A 16219-nucleotide genomic window follows, 5' to 3' on the forward strand; every position below is an offset into this window, starting at 1 on the left:
CTCTCTGGACTTAGTTAAAGGAGATATTTTCTTTATATTACTCTTTTATTTTACCTTTGTCAACGCTTACCCAAGCTATGTCTGATTTCTCGGCGTAAACCTTCCAAACTATCAATACCATAAACTTCCATGCGTTTTGGCAAGTCTTGAATAATCTTTGGACAAGCAAATGGGTCTGTAAAGTTGGCTGTTCCTACCCCTACAGCTGAAGCTCCTGCAACCATCATCTCTATAGCCTTGTCCGCCGTATCCACACCACCCATACCAATAATAGGTAAATCAGTCATCTGAGCAACCTGACGAATGAGTTTGAGAGCAACCGGAAAAACTGCTGGACCTGACATTCCTCCTGTACCATTTGCCAAGATTGGTTGTCGAGTTTTGAGATTGAATCGCATACCAACCAAGGTATTTATCATCGTCAAGCCAGTCGCTCCAGCATCCTCAGCAGCCTTGGCCAACAAGGTTATGTCTGCCACACTTGGTGTCAGCTTAACGTAAACAGGGACAGATGAGGCTTCGACTGCTGCTTTTACTGCTTGATAGGCTAATTCTGGTACCTGTCCAATCAAGAGACCATTATTTCCGTGGTCCACATTGGGACAGGAAATGTTCAACTCGATAGCTTTTACGTTTGGAGCCTTTGAAATTTTTCCTGACACATAAGCATATTCTTCATTAGAAAAGCCAGCCACATTGGCAATGATTGGCAAATCTGGAAAATGTTGCGCTAGCCATGGTAATTTTTCGGATAAGACTGCATCAACACCTGGATTTTGAAGTCCAATGGCATTGAGCATACCTGCTGGTGTCTCGGCTACACGGGGAGTCGCATTGCCATAACGAGGATGACGGGTAGTCGCCTTAATCATAATGGAACCAAGCTGGTTAAGGTCATAATAATCTGCATACTCCTGACCAAAACCGAAGCAGCCAGAGGCTGGAATGATGGGATTTTTCAAGTCCAAGCCTGATAAGGAAATCGCTAATCGTTTTGTCATTTCAACCTCCTATAAAATCAGACTGCCAGTCGCAAAGACTGGACCTTCCTTGCAGACACGCTTGTTCTCGTGTTCTTGTCCCTCTTTAGGTTTGACAACACAGGCATAGCACGCCCCCATCCCGCAAGCCATCCTAGCCTCCAGTGAAATGTAGGCATGAGGATGGTCCTGAAAGCGTTGGTCAACATAGTTCATCATAGCAGGCGCCCCACATGAGTAAATGGCTGCAAACTCGTTTGTCAGCTGTTCAACGACCGTTGCGACATTCCCCTTACGCCCATAGGAACCATCATCCGTTGTGACATAGACCACCCCGTAGCTTGCCAGTTCCTCTTCCAAAATGACGGCCTCTTTGGTGGCAAAACCAATGATTGACGTGACTTTGGCGCCACGGTTCGCCGCCTGTTTCGCCACTTCCACCAAGGGAGGAACACCGATTCCTCCTCCAATGATGAGAATGCGGTCATCTTCTTTGAGAAAGTCTACTTCAAACCCTTTCCCAAGCGGTCCCATAACATCCAAATACTGCCCAACAGTCATTTTCGAAAAGACTTCCGTCCCTTGACCTTCCACTCGGTAAATAATCCGACATTGAGACTTATTCCTATCAATCTCGGAAATAGATATTGGTCTCCGCAAGAGCATGGAATCATCTGGGACACGAATATGGATAAACTGACCCATTTTCATATCTTGGACCATATTACCCTGCAAGGTCATAGCAAAAATTCGTGGCGCTAGTTGGACTTGGTCCACCAGTAACATCTGTTCTTTTAAAATCATCTTTTCTCCTAATCTATATAACAATGACACAGAAAACAAGAAAGTCGATATAGAGAAAAAAACCTTGCTGGCTAGCAAGGTTACACGAAAAGAAGGCAACATTTACCCTATTTATCACGTTCCCTTCTTCGCCTCTCTGGACTCAGTTAAAGGATATATTTTCAGCATTATACATTTTTTAGAATAATTTGTCAAATCATGTTACAATAGAGGTATGAGAATCCAACAATTATACTATATTATCAAAATTGCAGAAACAGGCAGTATGAATGAGGCTGCCAAGCAACTCTTCATTACCCAACCCAGCCTTTCCAACGCTGTACGAGACCTGGAAAAAGAAATGAAAATTAAAATCTTTTTCCGTAATTCTAAGGGCATTACCCTGACAAAGGACGGCATGGAGTTTCTTTCCTACGCTCGTCAAATTGTTGAGCAGACCGAACTATTGGAAGACCGCTATAAAAATCCGAATGCAAAACGCCAACTATTTAGCGTCTCTTCTCAACACTATGCCTTTGTCGTCAACGCCTTTGTCTCGCTTTTGAAAGAAACTGAAATGGAAGATTATGAACTCTTCCTACGTGAAACGCGGACCTGGGAAATCATTGATGACGTTAAGAATTTCCGCTCAGAAATCGGAGTGCTCTTCCTCAACCATTTTAACCGTGATGTTTTGCTAAAACTCTTGGACGATAACCGCCTATCTTATACGCATCTATTTACTGCGAAACCACACGTATTTGTCAGCAAGACAAATCCTTTAGCACAGAAGAAATCAATCACTCTTGATGATTTAGTGGATTTCCCCTATCTCAGCTATGAGCAAGGTATCCATAACTCCTTCTACTTTGCCGAAGAGATTTTGGCACAGGAACACCATAAAAAATCGATCGTTGTTTCCGACCGAGCCACCCTCTTTAATCTCTTAATTGGTCTGGATGGCTATACAATTGCGACTGGTATCTTAAATTCAAATCTTAATGGGGATAATATCGTATCTATTCCACTTGAATTTGATGATGAGATTGAATTGGTCTATATCCAACATGAAAAGGCATTGCTGTCCGACATGGGAGAAAAATTTATCAATTACCTACTTGAAGAGGTAAAATTCGACCAAAAATAAATACCATTTTATATAGACAAACAAAATACAATATGTTATGATACATTTATGAAAGACGTTGAAAAGAAAAATGAAAATAATTCATTTTTCTTTAAGGAAACGCTTTCATTTTTTTATAGTTTATGCTATAATACACATATCATATATATTAAGGAGTGGTTAGATGGCTCAAAATAAAATGTTAGCTATGATTCTTGCTGGTGGACGTGGTACTCGTCTTGAAGGTTTGACAAAGAAAGTCGCTAAACCAGCGGTCGCATTTGGAGGAAAATACCGTATTATTGATTTTCCCCTCAGTAACTGTGCCAACTCTGGTATCGATATTGTCGGTGTATTGACCCAGTATGAACCTGTATTATTAAACTCTTATGTTGCACAATCTCAACGTTGGGGCTTGGACGTACAAGGTTCTGGTATCTTTGTCCTGCCACCAAGTGAGAAGATTGAAGGTTTTGGTCTTTACAAGGGCACAGCTGATGCAATCACTCAAAATATTGACTTCATCGATCTTCATGACCCTGAATACGTCCTCATTCTTTCAGGAGATCATATCTACAAGATGAACTACGACAAACTCCTTGATACACATATTCAGAAAAAAGCAGATGCCACGATTGCGGTTATCGAAGTTTCAATCAAAGAAGCTTCACGTTTTGGTATCATGAATACGGACGAAGATTACCGTATTGAAGAATTTGAAGAAAAACCAGAAAATCCTAAGAGCAATTTGGCATCAATGGGTATCTATATCTTCACTTGGAAGACCTTGAAAAAATATCTCCAAGAAGATGATAAATCTGAAACTTCTTCACACGACTTTGGTCATGACATCATTCCTAAATACTTGGAAGATGGTCGCACTCTCATTGCCCATCCATTCCGTGGTTATTGGAAAGACGTAGGAACCGTTAACAGCCTCTGGGAATCCAATATGGACTTGATTGATCACGCTGGAGATTTGGACCTTTCTGATCGCTCATGGAGAATCTATTCAGAGGATAAGGGATCTCCTGCCCAAGTCATTGGTGCGACTGCAACTGTTAAATCTGCCTATATTGATAAAGGAGCAGTTATTGATGGTACAGTAGAACATTCTGTTATTTCAACAGATGTACAGGTCAACCAAAATGCCGTCGTAAAAAATTCTGTCGTCCTGCCTGGTGCTATTATCGGCGAAGGTGTTGAGCTTGACTACGTCATCGTCGCTGAAAATATTAAAATTGCTGACGGAGTTAAACTCACAGGAGACATCGACCATATCCTCTTGATCGACAAGAATGTAACCAAGTAAGAAAGGACTGCTATGCTAAGAAATACTCTCGGAATTGTAAATATTGAAGGAAACAATGTACATTTTGGTGATGTGATGAAGCACCGTGGCGTACAAGCTTTCGGTTTCTTAGGTCGTTATCGCCTAATTGACTTTGCTCTATCCAATATGTCAAACTCTGGAATTACAGAATTCCAAGTGTACATGCCTGCCGAAATGCGTTCAACAATTCAGCACGTTGGTACAGGAAAACACTATAATATCAACAGTAAACGCGGTACCCTTCGCTTGCTCAATAGCGCAACAGACCCAAATAGTGTCTATCGTCATGATATTAATGCCTTCACAGAAAACATCCACTACATCGAAAATTCTACAAAAGATTATGTGCTAGTTGCTCCATCTTACTTTATCTATAGCCAGGATTTTTCAAAAGTCATGGATGACCATATCGCAACGGATGCTGATATTACCGTTCTTTATAAAAACGTTTCAGATGCTAAAGAAAATTTCATCGGCTGCCAAACTCTCAAATTTGGTGAAGACCATCGTGTCGTAGCTTTTGAGGAAAACCATGGTAAATATAAAAACCGTCCCGTTTCCCTTGAAGCCTACATTATGAAACGGACTACATTTATCGACTTGATTAAACGTGCTAACAAAGTGTCGTCTCTCTACTGGTTAAAAGATATTTTACGTGATACAGTTGACCAGTACAAGATTATGGGCTATGCACATCGTGATTATGTCGCATGTATCAATACGACTGCTTCCTACTTCAATACTCAAATTGAATTGATTGACCAAGATACCCGCAAACTCCTCTTCAAACATGATTGGCCAATCCATACCCAAACAAGTGATAGCTCACCATGTTTGTATGGTCCATTGGCAGAGGTCAAACGTAGCCTAATTTCAAACGGGGCAAACATCAATGGTCAAGTCGAAAATTCAGTCATTGACCGCGATGTTATCATCGAAGAAGGCGTTGTTATCAAAAACTCAATCATTCTCAATGGCGTGACAATCAAGAGTGGGGCAAATATTGAAAATGCAATTATCGATAAAGCAACTAAAATTATTCACCCAATTGACATCAAGGGAAGCGAAACTTCGCCTTCATACTTGAAACCACACCAAATCATTTAGGAGCTAACATGACAAAAAAATCTGTTCTCTTTGTAGCATCCGAGGGACTTCCGTTCATCAAGACTGGCGGATTGGCTGATGTTATTGGCTCTTTGCCAAAAGAATTGGTAAAACAGGGTTTAGATGTCCGAGTCGTTCTACCACTCTACAAAAAAATTGCAGTAAATAATCACTCTGATTTCGATTACGTATCAAGTTTTGATGTGCGAGCTGGCGACATCCAATCTATGGCAAATGTTTACAGTCAGGTTGTTGATGGAGTAACATTCTATTTTATTGAGCACCGCGATTTCTTTGAACGCGATGAACTATATGGATATGACGATGATGCCATGCGTTTTGGCTATTTCCAACATGCTACATGTCGTCTGTTAGAAGCACTTCATTTCTTCCCGGATGTCATGCACACACATGACTGGCACACTGCTGCCCTTCCATTCCTTTGCCGTACTTTCTATAGCTACCGCGAAGAATTCCGCAATATCAAGCATGTATTCACTATTCATAACTTGGCTTTTCAGGGAATTTTCCATAAACAAGCGCTTTGGTCAGCGCTTGGCATGGACTATAGCTACTATTTGGATGGTATTGCACGTTTTCATGATGAATGTATCAGCTTCATGAAGCTTGGTATCCTATACGCTGACAAGGTTACTACAGTTTCTGAAACTTATGCTCGCGAAATCCTAACGGAAGAATTCGGCGAAAACATGCAACATGTACTAGAGTTGCGCAAATATGACTTGGTTGGCATTGTCAATGGTATCGACTATGATAGTTGGGATAGTCAAACAGACCAATACCTTGTGAGAAATTATAGTCTTGAAACGATTGAAAGTAAAAAGGCTAATAAACTGGCCCTGCAAGCACAATTTGCCCTTCCACAAGATGAGAATGTCCTATTGATAGGTATCGTCTCTCGCTTGACATGGCAAAAAGGGTTCTATCTCTTGACCGAGGTACTTGGTCATCTTCTTCAAGCCCATGTCCAATTTGTTATCTTAGGCAATGGTGAGGAAGACATTGAAAATGCCTTTAATCACTTTAAACACGCCTATCCTGATAAATTTGCATTCTACCGTGGTTACAATGAACCACTTGCCCACCAAATTTATGCAGCAAGCGATCTCTTCCTCATGCCTTCTATGTTTGAACCATGCGGCATTAGCCAGTTGATTTCAATGCATTACGGAACACTCCCTCTAGTGCGTGAAACAGGTGGCTTGGTTGATACTGTAGCACCATACAATATGTCTACCAAAGAAGGAACTGGTTTTAGCTTTGGAGGGCGTGACGCTTACAATATGCGACAAGTCTATGATTTAGCCCTTCAAACCTACTATGATCGTCCAGATGACTGGCATGCCATGGTTGAACAAGCTATGAAGCGTGATTTTAGTTGGACAGCTTCGGCAGAGAAATACATCTGGCTCTACCGTGAAATTAGTGGTTAGGAAATAAGATGAAAAAATAAACTGAATCGGAGTGGGACCCTAGTCCACTCCTTTTCGGCAATGGAGATTGCTATGACAGAATTTACTGACCTAGATTTATATTATATGAATGCTGGTGAGCATACCACTCTTTACGAAAAAATGGGTGCTCATATTATAAAAGAAGGAAACAAAATTATCGGAACACAATTTCGTGTCTATGCCCCAAATGCCAGAGAAGTATTCTTAGTTGGCAACTTTAATGAGTGGCAACGCAGTCACTCTATGGAGCGTGAAATTGATGGTGTGTTTCAACTTTATGTAGACGGATTAAAATCCCTTGAAGATTATAAATATCTGATTATCACACACGATGGGCGTGAAATATATAAGGCTGACCCTTATGCATTTTTCAGCCAAGTTCGTCCAGACACTGCCTCTACAACCTACAATTCGCGTTATAAATTCAAAGATGACCTCTGGATGTATCATCGTGTTAACTATGATTTTAAAGAACAGCCAGTATCTATCTACGAGGTGCACTTAGGTTCGTGGAAGCAAAAATTTGCTAATAAGAATGAAGGAGGAGCACCTGTAGAAGCTTTCAATAGTTATAAGGAAATTACTCCACTTCTCATCGAACATATCAAGGAAAATAACTACACACATATTGAATTATTGCCAATTACCGAGCATCCTCTCGATGCGTCTTGGGGCTATCAGGTAACAGGCTACTACAGTCCAACTAGTCGCTATGGCAAACCAGATGAACTTAAGTATTTAGTTGACCAATGTCACCAAGCAGGAATCGGAGTGATTCTTGACTGGGTACCACTTCATTTCTGTAAAGATGCTCATGGGCTCTACCAGTTTGATGGTAGTTGGCTATACGAATACTCCTACGAACAAGATCGTGAAAACCACCAGTGGGGGACTGCTAATTTTGACCTTGGCAAAGGCTTGACACGCTCCTTCCTTCTATCCAATCTTAAGTATTGGTTGGAATATTTCCATTTCGATGGTATTCGTGTAGATGCTCTCTCTTATCTCCTTTACTGGCGTGGTGAAACAGACGAAGATAAGATAAATCATGCCGCTATTGACTTTATCAAACGTGTCAACGCCATGGTCCATACCGATTATAAGGGAGTCCTGATGATTGCAGAAGACTCATCAAGCTTCCCAAAAGTAACACATTCTCTAGAGGATGGCGGTATTGGATTTGATATGAAATGGGATTTAGGTTGGATGAATGATACACTAAAATTCGTGGAGCGCCCTGCTATTTATCGAAAATATCATTCAAATGAAATTACTTTTGGCATGTACTATAACCAAAACGAACAATTCCTACTGCCACTTTCGCATGACGAAGTTGTACATGGGAAACATTCCATTATCGAAAAGATGAATGGCGACTACGAAGATAAGTTCCATCTGGCTCGAGTCTACTACAGTTTTTATTTCGCCCATCCTGGAAAGAAGTTACTCTTCATGGGGAATGAATGGGGTCATATCCGTGAATGGCACGAATATACAGAAATGGACTGGGGACTGCTACAATTTCCAATCCACCATTCTTTCTATCAAATGATGAAAACATTATCTACTTTCTATAAAGAACATGATGCTTTCTGGAAATATGACTACCAAGCCTATGAAAAAGGATTTAATTGGGTAAAAATAGATGAAGAAGCAAGCCTGTATGCTTTTTCTCGCACTAGTGATGAGCAAGAAATCTTGACTATTCATAACTTTAATGATCAAGAACTATTTGATGTACACTTGGATTTGCCAGCTGACAGCGAATATAAACTTGTCTTCTCATCTAATGCTATTCCAATGGACACATTTAGCCTCTATCCCGATGAAAATGGAGCTAGAATTACTGTACCACGTTTGACCAGTTTTTATCTAGAGCGTGTGAAATAATATAATATATGAGAATGGAGTATTGAACCGACCCCAATTTTCTGTCTAACTTTTGGGGTGTGGCTCACTTATTCCATTCTTTTTGCATGCAAAAACAACCACCGTTTCCGATGATTGTTCGTTTCTCTTATTCAACACTTGTATATGTTGCAGCTTTCTCAAGGAAAGTATCAAACTCACCACTTGCTTTTACTTCTGCGATAACCTTGTCTATCGCAGTTTTTAGTTCTGTACTACCTTTTGGCAAAGCAATGACTTTCGAATTCTCATCAATCGTTGGAAATTCAACGGATGCAACGGCTAAATCTGAATTCTGTGAAACATAACCAGCAGCAACTGGAGAATCCATTAAAATAGCATCAACTTTTCCTGATTTGAGCTCATTTACAGCTTCACCCATCAAGGTTAAAGAAATTAGGTTAGCTTGACTAATATTTTCCTGTGCGTAGGCTTCCTGTGTTGACCCCTTTTGTACCGCAAGAGTCTTCCCGCTCATAGCATCAATTGAAGTGAGTGAATTGGCGCTATCTTTTTTGATAAGTAAGACATCAGAAATTTGATAGTAACTTTCAGAGAAATCAAAAACTTTTGCACGCTCTTCCGAATAAGATAGACCAGCAATTGCAATATCAGCTTTGCCATTTTGAACGCTAGACAATACATTGTCAAAACTCATTGCTGAAACTTCAAGCTTGACCCCAAGTTCGTCGGCTATTTTTTGAGCCAACATCATATCTGCACCAACAACTTCATTCTTTCCATCAACTAGTGCCTGAAACTCGAATGGAGCATAGTCTGGACTAGTTGCCACTACCAATGTACCTTTTTCTTTAATTTTATCCAATGCAGATTGTGATGACGTCGAAGAACAAGCTGCCAATGTCAGTCCTGCTAAAACTGTTGCTACTAATGCCAAGATTTTTTTCATATTTCCTAACTACCTTCTCTTTATTTTAATAAAATACTTATTCTAAAAAACACAAGTTTATTGATTTTCATTGTATTTTCTTGCAGTTTTTTCAGAATGTATTCTCATTTTAATTCATTTTTATACATTTGTCAAGAAAATATTATTTTTATTCACTTTAATTGTATAAAATTTAATTGTTAGCAATGGATAATTCATAGGCTTCTTGAACAAATTGATCCATCTGTCCAGATTCCACTAGTTTTGTAATGACAGAGTCAACTTTTTCCTTTAAAGCTGTACTTCCTTTTGGCAAGGCAATAGCATAGGCATCTGAATAGCTACTTTTTATCTCAGTATCTAAAATAACCAAATCATCATTTTTGGCAACATAGGCTTTCGCAATCGGCTCTTCAAAAATAACTGCTTCTACCTTCTGTGATTTTAATTGATTAATCAGCTCTCCGTTCGAAGCTAGAGCAATAACCGTGGAAGACGGAAGCTGTTCTTTAACGATTTGTTCTTGAATAGAACCTTTTTGTGCTCCTATATTTGCCTCAGCTAGAGAATCAAGCGATGTATATTGTGCAAAATCCTCTTTATTTATAATAACTTTATTGGTTGAGGTGTAGTAAGGAATGGAAAAATCATACACTTTTGCACGCTCTTCAGTGGCTGAAATTCCTGAAATGGCAATATCCGATTGCCCTGACTGGACATTGTTCAAAACATTATCAAAACTCATCGCTGAAAATTCGACTTCTACACCCAATTCTTGCCCAATGGCTTTTGCAAGCTCAATGTCAGCTCCAACGATTGTATCTTTGCCATCAACCAGTGTTCTAAACTCAAATGGTGGAAATTCTGGATTTAATGCAACAATTAGTTTTCCCTTTTCCTGAACATCCTTCAAAGAAGTATCTTCTTGAGTAGCATTTCCACTACAAGCGCTTAGGGTCATCGTTGCTAGTAAAACCAAGCCTGTCATAATATATTTTTTCATCATCATATTCTCCTTTAAAATAATCCTGTGCATACTTATACCGTTTTTTTATATAAAACATCGGACTTTCATTGTAGTGAAATGCATATTTTTTTCTCCTTTTTTGAAAGATAAAAACATTTTATGTCATTTTTATACATTTGTCAACTTATTTATTGTATTTTTATTCAAACAACATAAAAAAGAAGCTATTTCTAGCTTCTACCTAAAATTCTTATCCCACTCTCCATCTTCATTTTTTCTAGTATAAAAGAACTCGGACAAATCTGGCTCATCCATGACTTTCAGTATTTCTAGCAAATCATAGGCCAAATCCATCTGAGGCAGGTCCGACTTCTCGACCCAACGCACTTCACCTTCTTCAGTTGATCGGATAGTTCCTGTAAACTCTGTTGCCTTATAGAGAAATACAATGTAGCGCTGCCCTTCCTTGTCCGGCCAATGCTTTATCCCGACTAATCGTGCATTTCCAATCGTCAAGCCGGTCTCCTCAAAGACCTCACGAACAACCGAATCATGGAAATTCTCGCCTTCTTCAATATGTCCCTCTTATGTCAAGTAACTGACACTATTTTTTTACTTGATTTCTGACTAATTATATCACAAAACAACCTATCAAGAAAGAGACTTGATACGATTCAAGTCTCCTCTTCAACTATTTATAGATAACTGTAAAAAATCCGAGGCAGTCAACAACTACTTTTTCAATGTGAGTGCTAACTATTTCTTTTGTTAACCTATCATTACTCAACAACTGAAATGTATTAACTTCTTTCAGCTGTTCTTCTAAATTCCTAACAGTTTTGTCTATTACCATTTTCTTAGTAATGTAATCTTCCCTAGTCATCAGGCTATCCTTGTAGTCTTGGAAAAAGGATAGTTTTTGTCTCTTTAATCGCTCAATCTCTCTAAGAACTCTAGTCTTAGAAGCTTTTGGGCGGGACTTATCCTCCTCATACCCAAGTTTCTCCTTGATTGCTTGCTCAATCTTGTCTGCTCGGCATGACTTCATTTTTTCTCCCTGTCCTTTACAATAGCGACAGGAAAAATACTGATAACCTTGATGGTTATATGAACCAATCAAAGAATGGTCACAATGCTCACAACGAATCAGTCCTGTTAAAATGCTAGGAATTTTCGGAGGATGAGAGTGTTTTTTCTGGATAACCTTCTTAGCTTTTAATCGAGCAACTTGTTCAAATAGTTCTGATGAAATAATCGCTTCGTGATTGTTCTCAATCCGCTCCCACTCTGATTTTGGTCTGAAAACATGCTTCCCCCTTACATACGTCCGAGTATTAAACAGATAAGTTCCCTTATAGGCTTCATTCTTTAAAATTTGACCAACGGTAGTGCTACTCCAAACATTTCGTTTTTGCTCAGTTGTTAAACGGAGTGACTTTGCGTAACGTGCCTGACTGATTTGCATCTTTCGTTCTGCTGGAGTAATGACTTGTTCTTCATTCAGGAGTCGAGCAATTGTTTGGTAACTATTATCATCAAGATACAAGGTGAAAATCCGTCGAACAATTGGTGCAACTGTCTCGTCAATAATAATCTTGAAACGGTCCTCTGGATCCTTGAGATAACCAAATGGGGGCAACCAGCTCATGTTTTTGCCCGAGCGTTTCATGCTGTTCATCGCACTCTTAACCTTTTCAGAAACATCCTTGGCATAGAAATCATTGAGGAGGTTTCTAAACGGAACATCAATATCCAGTCCATTTTGTTCAGATGTCAAACTATCATATTGGTCATTTATAGCTATGAAGCGAACTCCGAGAAAAGGGAAAATATTTTCTAAATAATTCCCTAGTTCCAGATAATCACGCATAAAACGAGACAAATCCTTAACAATGATATGACGGATAATTCCCGACTTTACATCAGCCATTAAGCGTTGGAAAGCAGGCCGATTAAGACTTGTTCCTGAAAAACCATCGTCCACAAACTCCAAGCGTTCCCAATGATTAAAGTCTGATGACTGATCAAGGTACTGATTCAAAAGATAGCGTTGGTTGGTAATGGAGTTACTTTCGTCTGTCCCGTCCTCATCGACGGAAAGACGAAGGTATAAAGCCATTTTAGACATGGTCATCACCTCCCATCAGGCAGGTAAAAGTTACTATCACAGACTTATCCACTTCAACATCTATCCGTTCTATCACTTCATTAAGCAGTTCTGCCGTTAAAACTGATTGATTTTGGCATTTAGCAAGATGTTTAACCCAACTGACCTGCTGACTGTGTTTCTCCTCAATTTTCATCGCTAAAGCCTCATAATGGGCTATTTCTGTTGAGAGGGTTTCAATTTTTGAGGTAATCGTCGCCTTTTGAGACAAATAAGTCTCTCGTTCCTGAGCCTCAAGGCGGTAATTCAGATAAAGCTCGCTTTGCTCAGCTTGTAGACTAGCCAAAGTCCTTTGAAATTTTTTTATTTTCTTTTGGCAATCTCTAAGATATTCATTCCTCTTCATTTCTAATTTGGGCAATAAGTTTTTAACCGTGCCAAGCCGATTCATCTCTGCCTGAACCAAGCTCAACACAATCTTATCTAAGGCTTGTTCACTGATATAGACAGTTTGTTTCTCTGAAGGTGCTGAACCATGAAGATATTCCATAAAGTAATAGTAATCATACTCTGATTTGGAATTTGAGAAATGCTTACAGTACCTTCGCATTTGAGTTGATTGCCCCTTGACATAGATAAGCCCCTTATAACGATTAGTAGTACGAGGTTGAGTCTGTTTTCTTATGGAACGACGTTCCCTGATTAGTTTTTGAAGGGTTTGATATTCTTCTTTTGTAATATAACCCTCATGACAATCATCTACTTGAATAAAATCTTTTTCAGATAAAGTTTTATTATGCCGACGTTGAATGAGGCTACCATAAAACGCAGGATTTTGAACAAGTCGCTGAAGGTTCGCACTTTGCCATTGTCGTGTATCATTCTCTGTTCTATACCTTTCTCCTGTTTGGCGATAGGCCATTGGCGTAGCAACTTTCTGCTGATTAAGGTATTTTGTCACCTGGTTGATAGATTGGCCTGCCATTAACTTTTCAAAGACATCTACCATAACAGGTTGAACTAGTGCATCAATGACTAAACGATTACCACCCTCTCTTCTTTCTAACTTATATCCATAGGGAGCAAAGCCAGCGATGAAATAACCTTGCTTTGCTTTCTGAATATGACTAGCGGTAACTTTCTTTGAAATATCCTTAGAATATAAGTCGTTGACCAAATTCTTGATTTCCACTTCAAAGGATTTCTTATCTTCTAATCCGTTGAGTGTGTCTAAATTGTCATTGATTGAGATAAAGCGAACCCCCATAAAGGGGAATACTTTGTCAATCAGTCGTCCCATCTCAATGTAGTTTCGACCCAAGCGGGATAAGTCTCGAATCAAGATACAGTTGATAATCCCTTTTTTGAGGTCTTCCATCATGTCCTGGTAGGCAGGTCGATTAAAGTTTGTCCCAGAATACTCATAGTCGATGTAACACTTGGTTACAAATAGCCCCCTTTCCTTGGCAAAGTTCCTAGCCAGACTTTCTTGCGTTTCTAAGGAGTGCGATTTGTTTCGCCAACTTTCTGTACGTTCATTCGACAAACGAATGTAAATGCCTGTTCGATAGGTTTTAAGAGATAACCCTTCTTCTGTTTCCTTACGGTAGCGGTTCTTGGTACGTGCCATTAGACCACCTCCTTCTCTCGATGAGAAAACTGCTGGAGGACTTCGAGTTCTGCCATATCATGAAACACCAAGGTCAGCTCCTGATTTTCGTGAATGACAATGCGGTCAAGCAAGGAAACTAGAGTGAGGCGATTGAGCTCTCGGTTATTTTGTATGGTACTCAACTGGTCTAACCACTTCTCCTTATCCTGAAGTTTATCATACAGGATTTGAGCTAACTCTTTCTTTTGAATGATTGTGTCTTCAATTTGATTTAGTTTTTGGCGATAGCATCGCTGAAACTCTTGGTATTCTGTATCATTGATCAAACCGTCGTCTAAATCCAAATACAAGGACTGGAGCAACTGTTCGTACTTCTTGCGATTCTCAAGTAGAGAAGTAAAATCGACTTCCAAAAACTGTTCTTGATTAACATAATCAGGAACTGCTTTAATCAGATAAGACTTCCAGTCAAGATGTTGATGAATAAAGGTCGATACTAAGTCAAGTAATATCACTTGCTTGACTGCATGGCGACTACATCCTCTTCCGTTATTGTAGGTGCTACAAATATACTGAACAGTCTCTTTATCCTTGTAGCGGAGCTTTCGTTGTACAAGCTGAGCTTGACAGTCGCTGCAAAATAATAATCCTGCAAATAGGTCAGGCAGCTTCTTCCCATGTTTGACATCTCTGAGTAAGAGATTATTAGCAAGCTCAAACGTACTTTTTGAGATAATCGCCTCATGTGTATCATCAACTCGTACCCAATCTGCTGGATTCACAGCTACAGACTTTTGTGACTTGTAATTGAGTTTGGTTTGCTTCCCCTGTTCCAAACTACCTGTATAGACACGATTTGTCAAAATACGATTGACCATTTTCGTGTCCCACTTGTAGTTATGACCATGAAAACCTTTAATCTTTTCTTGACAGGCTTTCTTACGTTGTAGAGGCGTTTCTACCCCAGCTTGATTAAGAAACCCTGCAATAGCGTTTGACGAATATCCCTCTAATTTAAGAGTAAAGATTTTCTCAATAGTAGGGCGTACATTCTCATCAACCACTAGATGATTCCGTTGCTTTTCATCTTTGCGATAGCCATAAGGGGCAAAAGCTCCAATAAACTCGCCCTTTTGTCGTTTAGCTTTTTGAGTGCTTCGAACTTTGGTTGAAATGTCTCGACAGTAGCTATCGTTAATTAGACTTTTAATGGGCATAACCAAGTGTGTTTCATTTGTATCAGCAGTCATACTATCATAGTGATCATTAACCGAGATAAACCTAACTCCCATAGCAGGAAAAATTCGCTGAAGGTATTTCCCAGTCTCAATATAGTCACGACCGAAGCGTGACAAGTCCTTAACAATAATAGTATCAATTGTCTTATCATTCACCATAGCCATCATACGGTTAAAGTCAGGGCGGTTAAAGGTTAAGCCACTAATACCATCATCCATAAATTCTTCTAAAATGGTGAAATCATGATTTCTGGCATAATCTCTCAAAAGTGAGCGTTGGTTGATGATGGAATTACTTTCCACATTATCCCCATCATCTCGTGATAAGCGTAAATAAATACAGGTTTTTGTCATATGTATCTCCTTAATCAGTATTTAGGTGCTTACCGATTAAGGATTGAGGTTCTACAACTCTATTTTACATCATTTCTAAAAACATGTCCGCTAAAACCTCAAATTTTTTCAAGCTTTCGACCTAATAAATCATCTAAAATATCCGTCAGACTAAGTGACTTATTCGTCACTTGCACCGTCACCTTATAACCCTCAATCACAACCTGCGGTAATTCCGCACCTGTTTGTATTTTTTCCATAAACGTTTTTCCTTTACTTCAAAATATTGACCTCAGTGGGAAGAACTGGTTAAGTCCTACATGGGGATTGCACCCGCTGTCCTTTCTCGATGGCAGCCTGA

General features: G+C 39.5%; 14 protein-coding genes and 1 pseudogene. 6 read left to right on the top strand and 9 right to left on the bottom strand.

Going from position 1 to position 16219, the window contains the following annotated elements; all coding sequences use genetic code 11:
• Window positions 1-59: 59 nt before the first annotated feature.
• Together SST62_RS0110295 and SST62_RS0110300 are read right to left on the bottom strand one after the other, a co-directional pair.
• A complete protein-coding gene (locus SST62_RS0110295) occupies window positions 60-1001 on the bottom strand; it encodes a dihydroorotate dehydrogenase (protein WP_029187285.1) in 942 nt (313 codons plus the stop codon).
• Between the two features lie 9 nt (window positions 1002-1010).
• On the bottom strand, window positions 1011-1784 hold the full coding sequence (locus tag SST62_RS0110300; RefSeq protein ID WP_029187286.1) for a dihydroorotate dehydrogenase electron transfer subunit: 774 nt from the start codon (window positions 1782-1784) through the stop codon (window positions 1011-1013).
• 214 nt (window positions 1785-1998) lie between these two features.
• Here SST62_RS0110300 and SST62_RS0110305 point away from each other — a divergent pair, with 214 nt between their 5' ends.
• The 6 genes from SST62_RS0110305 (at window position 1999) to glgB (ending at window position 8694) form a co-directional block, all read left to right on the top strand.
• Window positions 1999-2910: a LysR family transcriptional regulator gene (locus SST62_RS0110305; protein ID WP_029187287.1), complete on the top strand. Its 912-nt coding sequence runs from the start codon at window positions 1999-2001 to the stop codon at window positions 2908-2910.
• A gap of 48 nt (window positions 2911-2958) precedes the next feature.
• On the top strand, window positions 2959-3087 hold the full coding sequence (locus SST62_RS1000000113030) for a hypothetical protein (protein WP_266578767.1): 129 nt from the start codon (window positions 2959-2961) through the stop codon (window positions 3085-3087).
• Complete coding sequence (locus SST62_RS0110310) at window positions 3074-4201, top strand: glucose-1-phosphate adenylyltransferase (protein ID WP_029187288.1); 1128 nt, start codon at window positions 3074-3076, stop codon at window positions 4199-4201. The genes SST62_RS1000000113030 and SST62_RS0110310 overlap by 14 nt, the downstream gene beginning before the upstream one ends.
• A gap of 12 nt (window positions 4202-4213) precedes the next feature.
• Window positions 4214-5329: a glucose-1-phosphate adenylyltransferase subunit GlgD gene (gene glgD, locus SST62_RS0110315; RefSeq protein WP_009909890.1), complete on the top strand. Its 1116-nt coding sequence runs from the start codon at window positions 4214-4216 to the stop codon at window positions 5327-5329.
• 8 nt (window positions 5330-5337) lie between these two features.
• Complete coding sequence (glgA, locus tag SST62_RS0110320; RefSeq protein WP_024385259.1) at window positions 5338-6783, top strand: glycogen synthase GlgA; 1446 nt, start codon at window positions 5338-5340, stop codon at window positions 6781-6783.
• A gap of 72 nt (window positions 6784-6855) precedes the next feature.
• Entirely contained in the window at window positions 6856-8694 is a 1839-nt protein-coding gene (glgB, locus tag SST62_RS0110325; protein WP_029187289.1) for a 1,4-alpha-glucan branching protein GlgB, read from the top strand.
• A gap of 127 nt (window positions 8695-8821) precedes the next feature.
• Here glgB and SST62_RS0110330 read toward each other — a convergent pair whose 3' ends face one another.
• From SST62_RS0110330 to SST62_RS01000000111755, 7 genes and pseudogenes are all read right to left on the bottom strand, one after another.
• Window positions 8822-9622, bottom strand: a complete 801-nt coding sequence (locus tag SST62_RS0110330; RefSeq protein ID WP_029187290.1) for a transporter substrate-binding domain-containing protein — start codon at window positions 9620-9622, stop codon at window positions 8822-8824.
• A 172-nt stretch (window positions 9623-9794) separates the two neighbouring features.
• Window positions 9795-10604 carry a transporter substrate-binding domain-containing protein gene (locus SST62_RS0110335; protein ID WP_079267489.1) on the bottom strand — a complete coding sequence of 270 codons (810 nt, stop codon included), beginning with the start codon at window positions 10602-10604 and terminating at the stop codon, window positions 9795-9797.
• Between the two features lie 201 nt (window positions 10605-10805).
• Window positions 10806-11150 (bottom strand): annotated as a pseudogene (locus SST62_RS01000000111750) (8-oxo-dGTP diphosphatase); the annotation flags it as partial.
• 109 nt (window positions 11151-11259) lie between these two features.
• Window positions 11260-12696, bottom strand: coding sequence for a recombinase family protein (locus tag SST62_RS0110345; RefSeq protein WP_029187293.1), 1437 nt, complete (start codon window positions 12694-12696; stop codon window positions 11260-11262).
• Window positions 12689-14305: a recombinase family protein gene (locus SST62_RS0110350; RefSeq protein ID WP_029187294.1), complete on the bottom strand. Its 1617-nt coding sequence runs from the start codon at window positions 14303-14305 to the stop codon at window positions 12689-12691. The genes SST62_RS0110345 and SST62_RS0110350 overlap by 8 nt, the downstream gene beginning before the upstream one ends.
• Window positions 14305-15879, bottom strand: coding sequence for a recombinase family protein (locus SST62_RS0110355; RefSeq protein WP_029187295.1), 1575 nt, complete (start codon window positions 15877-15879; stop codon window positions 14305-14307). The genes SST62_RS0110350 and SST62_RS0110355 overlap by 1 nt, the downstream gene beginning before the upstream one ends.
• A gap of 98 nt (window positions 15880-15977) precedes the next feature.
• On the bottom strand, window positions 15978-16118 hold the full coding sequence (locus tag SST62_RS01000000111755) for a hypothetical protein (protein WP_032499446.1): 141 nt from the start codon (window positions 16116-16118) through the stop codon (window positions 15978-15980).
• Window positions 16119-16219 lie beyond the last annotated feature (101 nt).

This window comes from Streptococcus suis YS56 (assembly GCF_000440115.1).
Taxonomy (GTDB): Bacteria; Bacillota; Bacilli; order Lactobacillales; family Streptococcaceae; genus Streptococcus; species Streptococcus suis_L.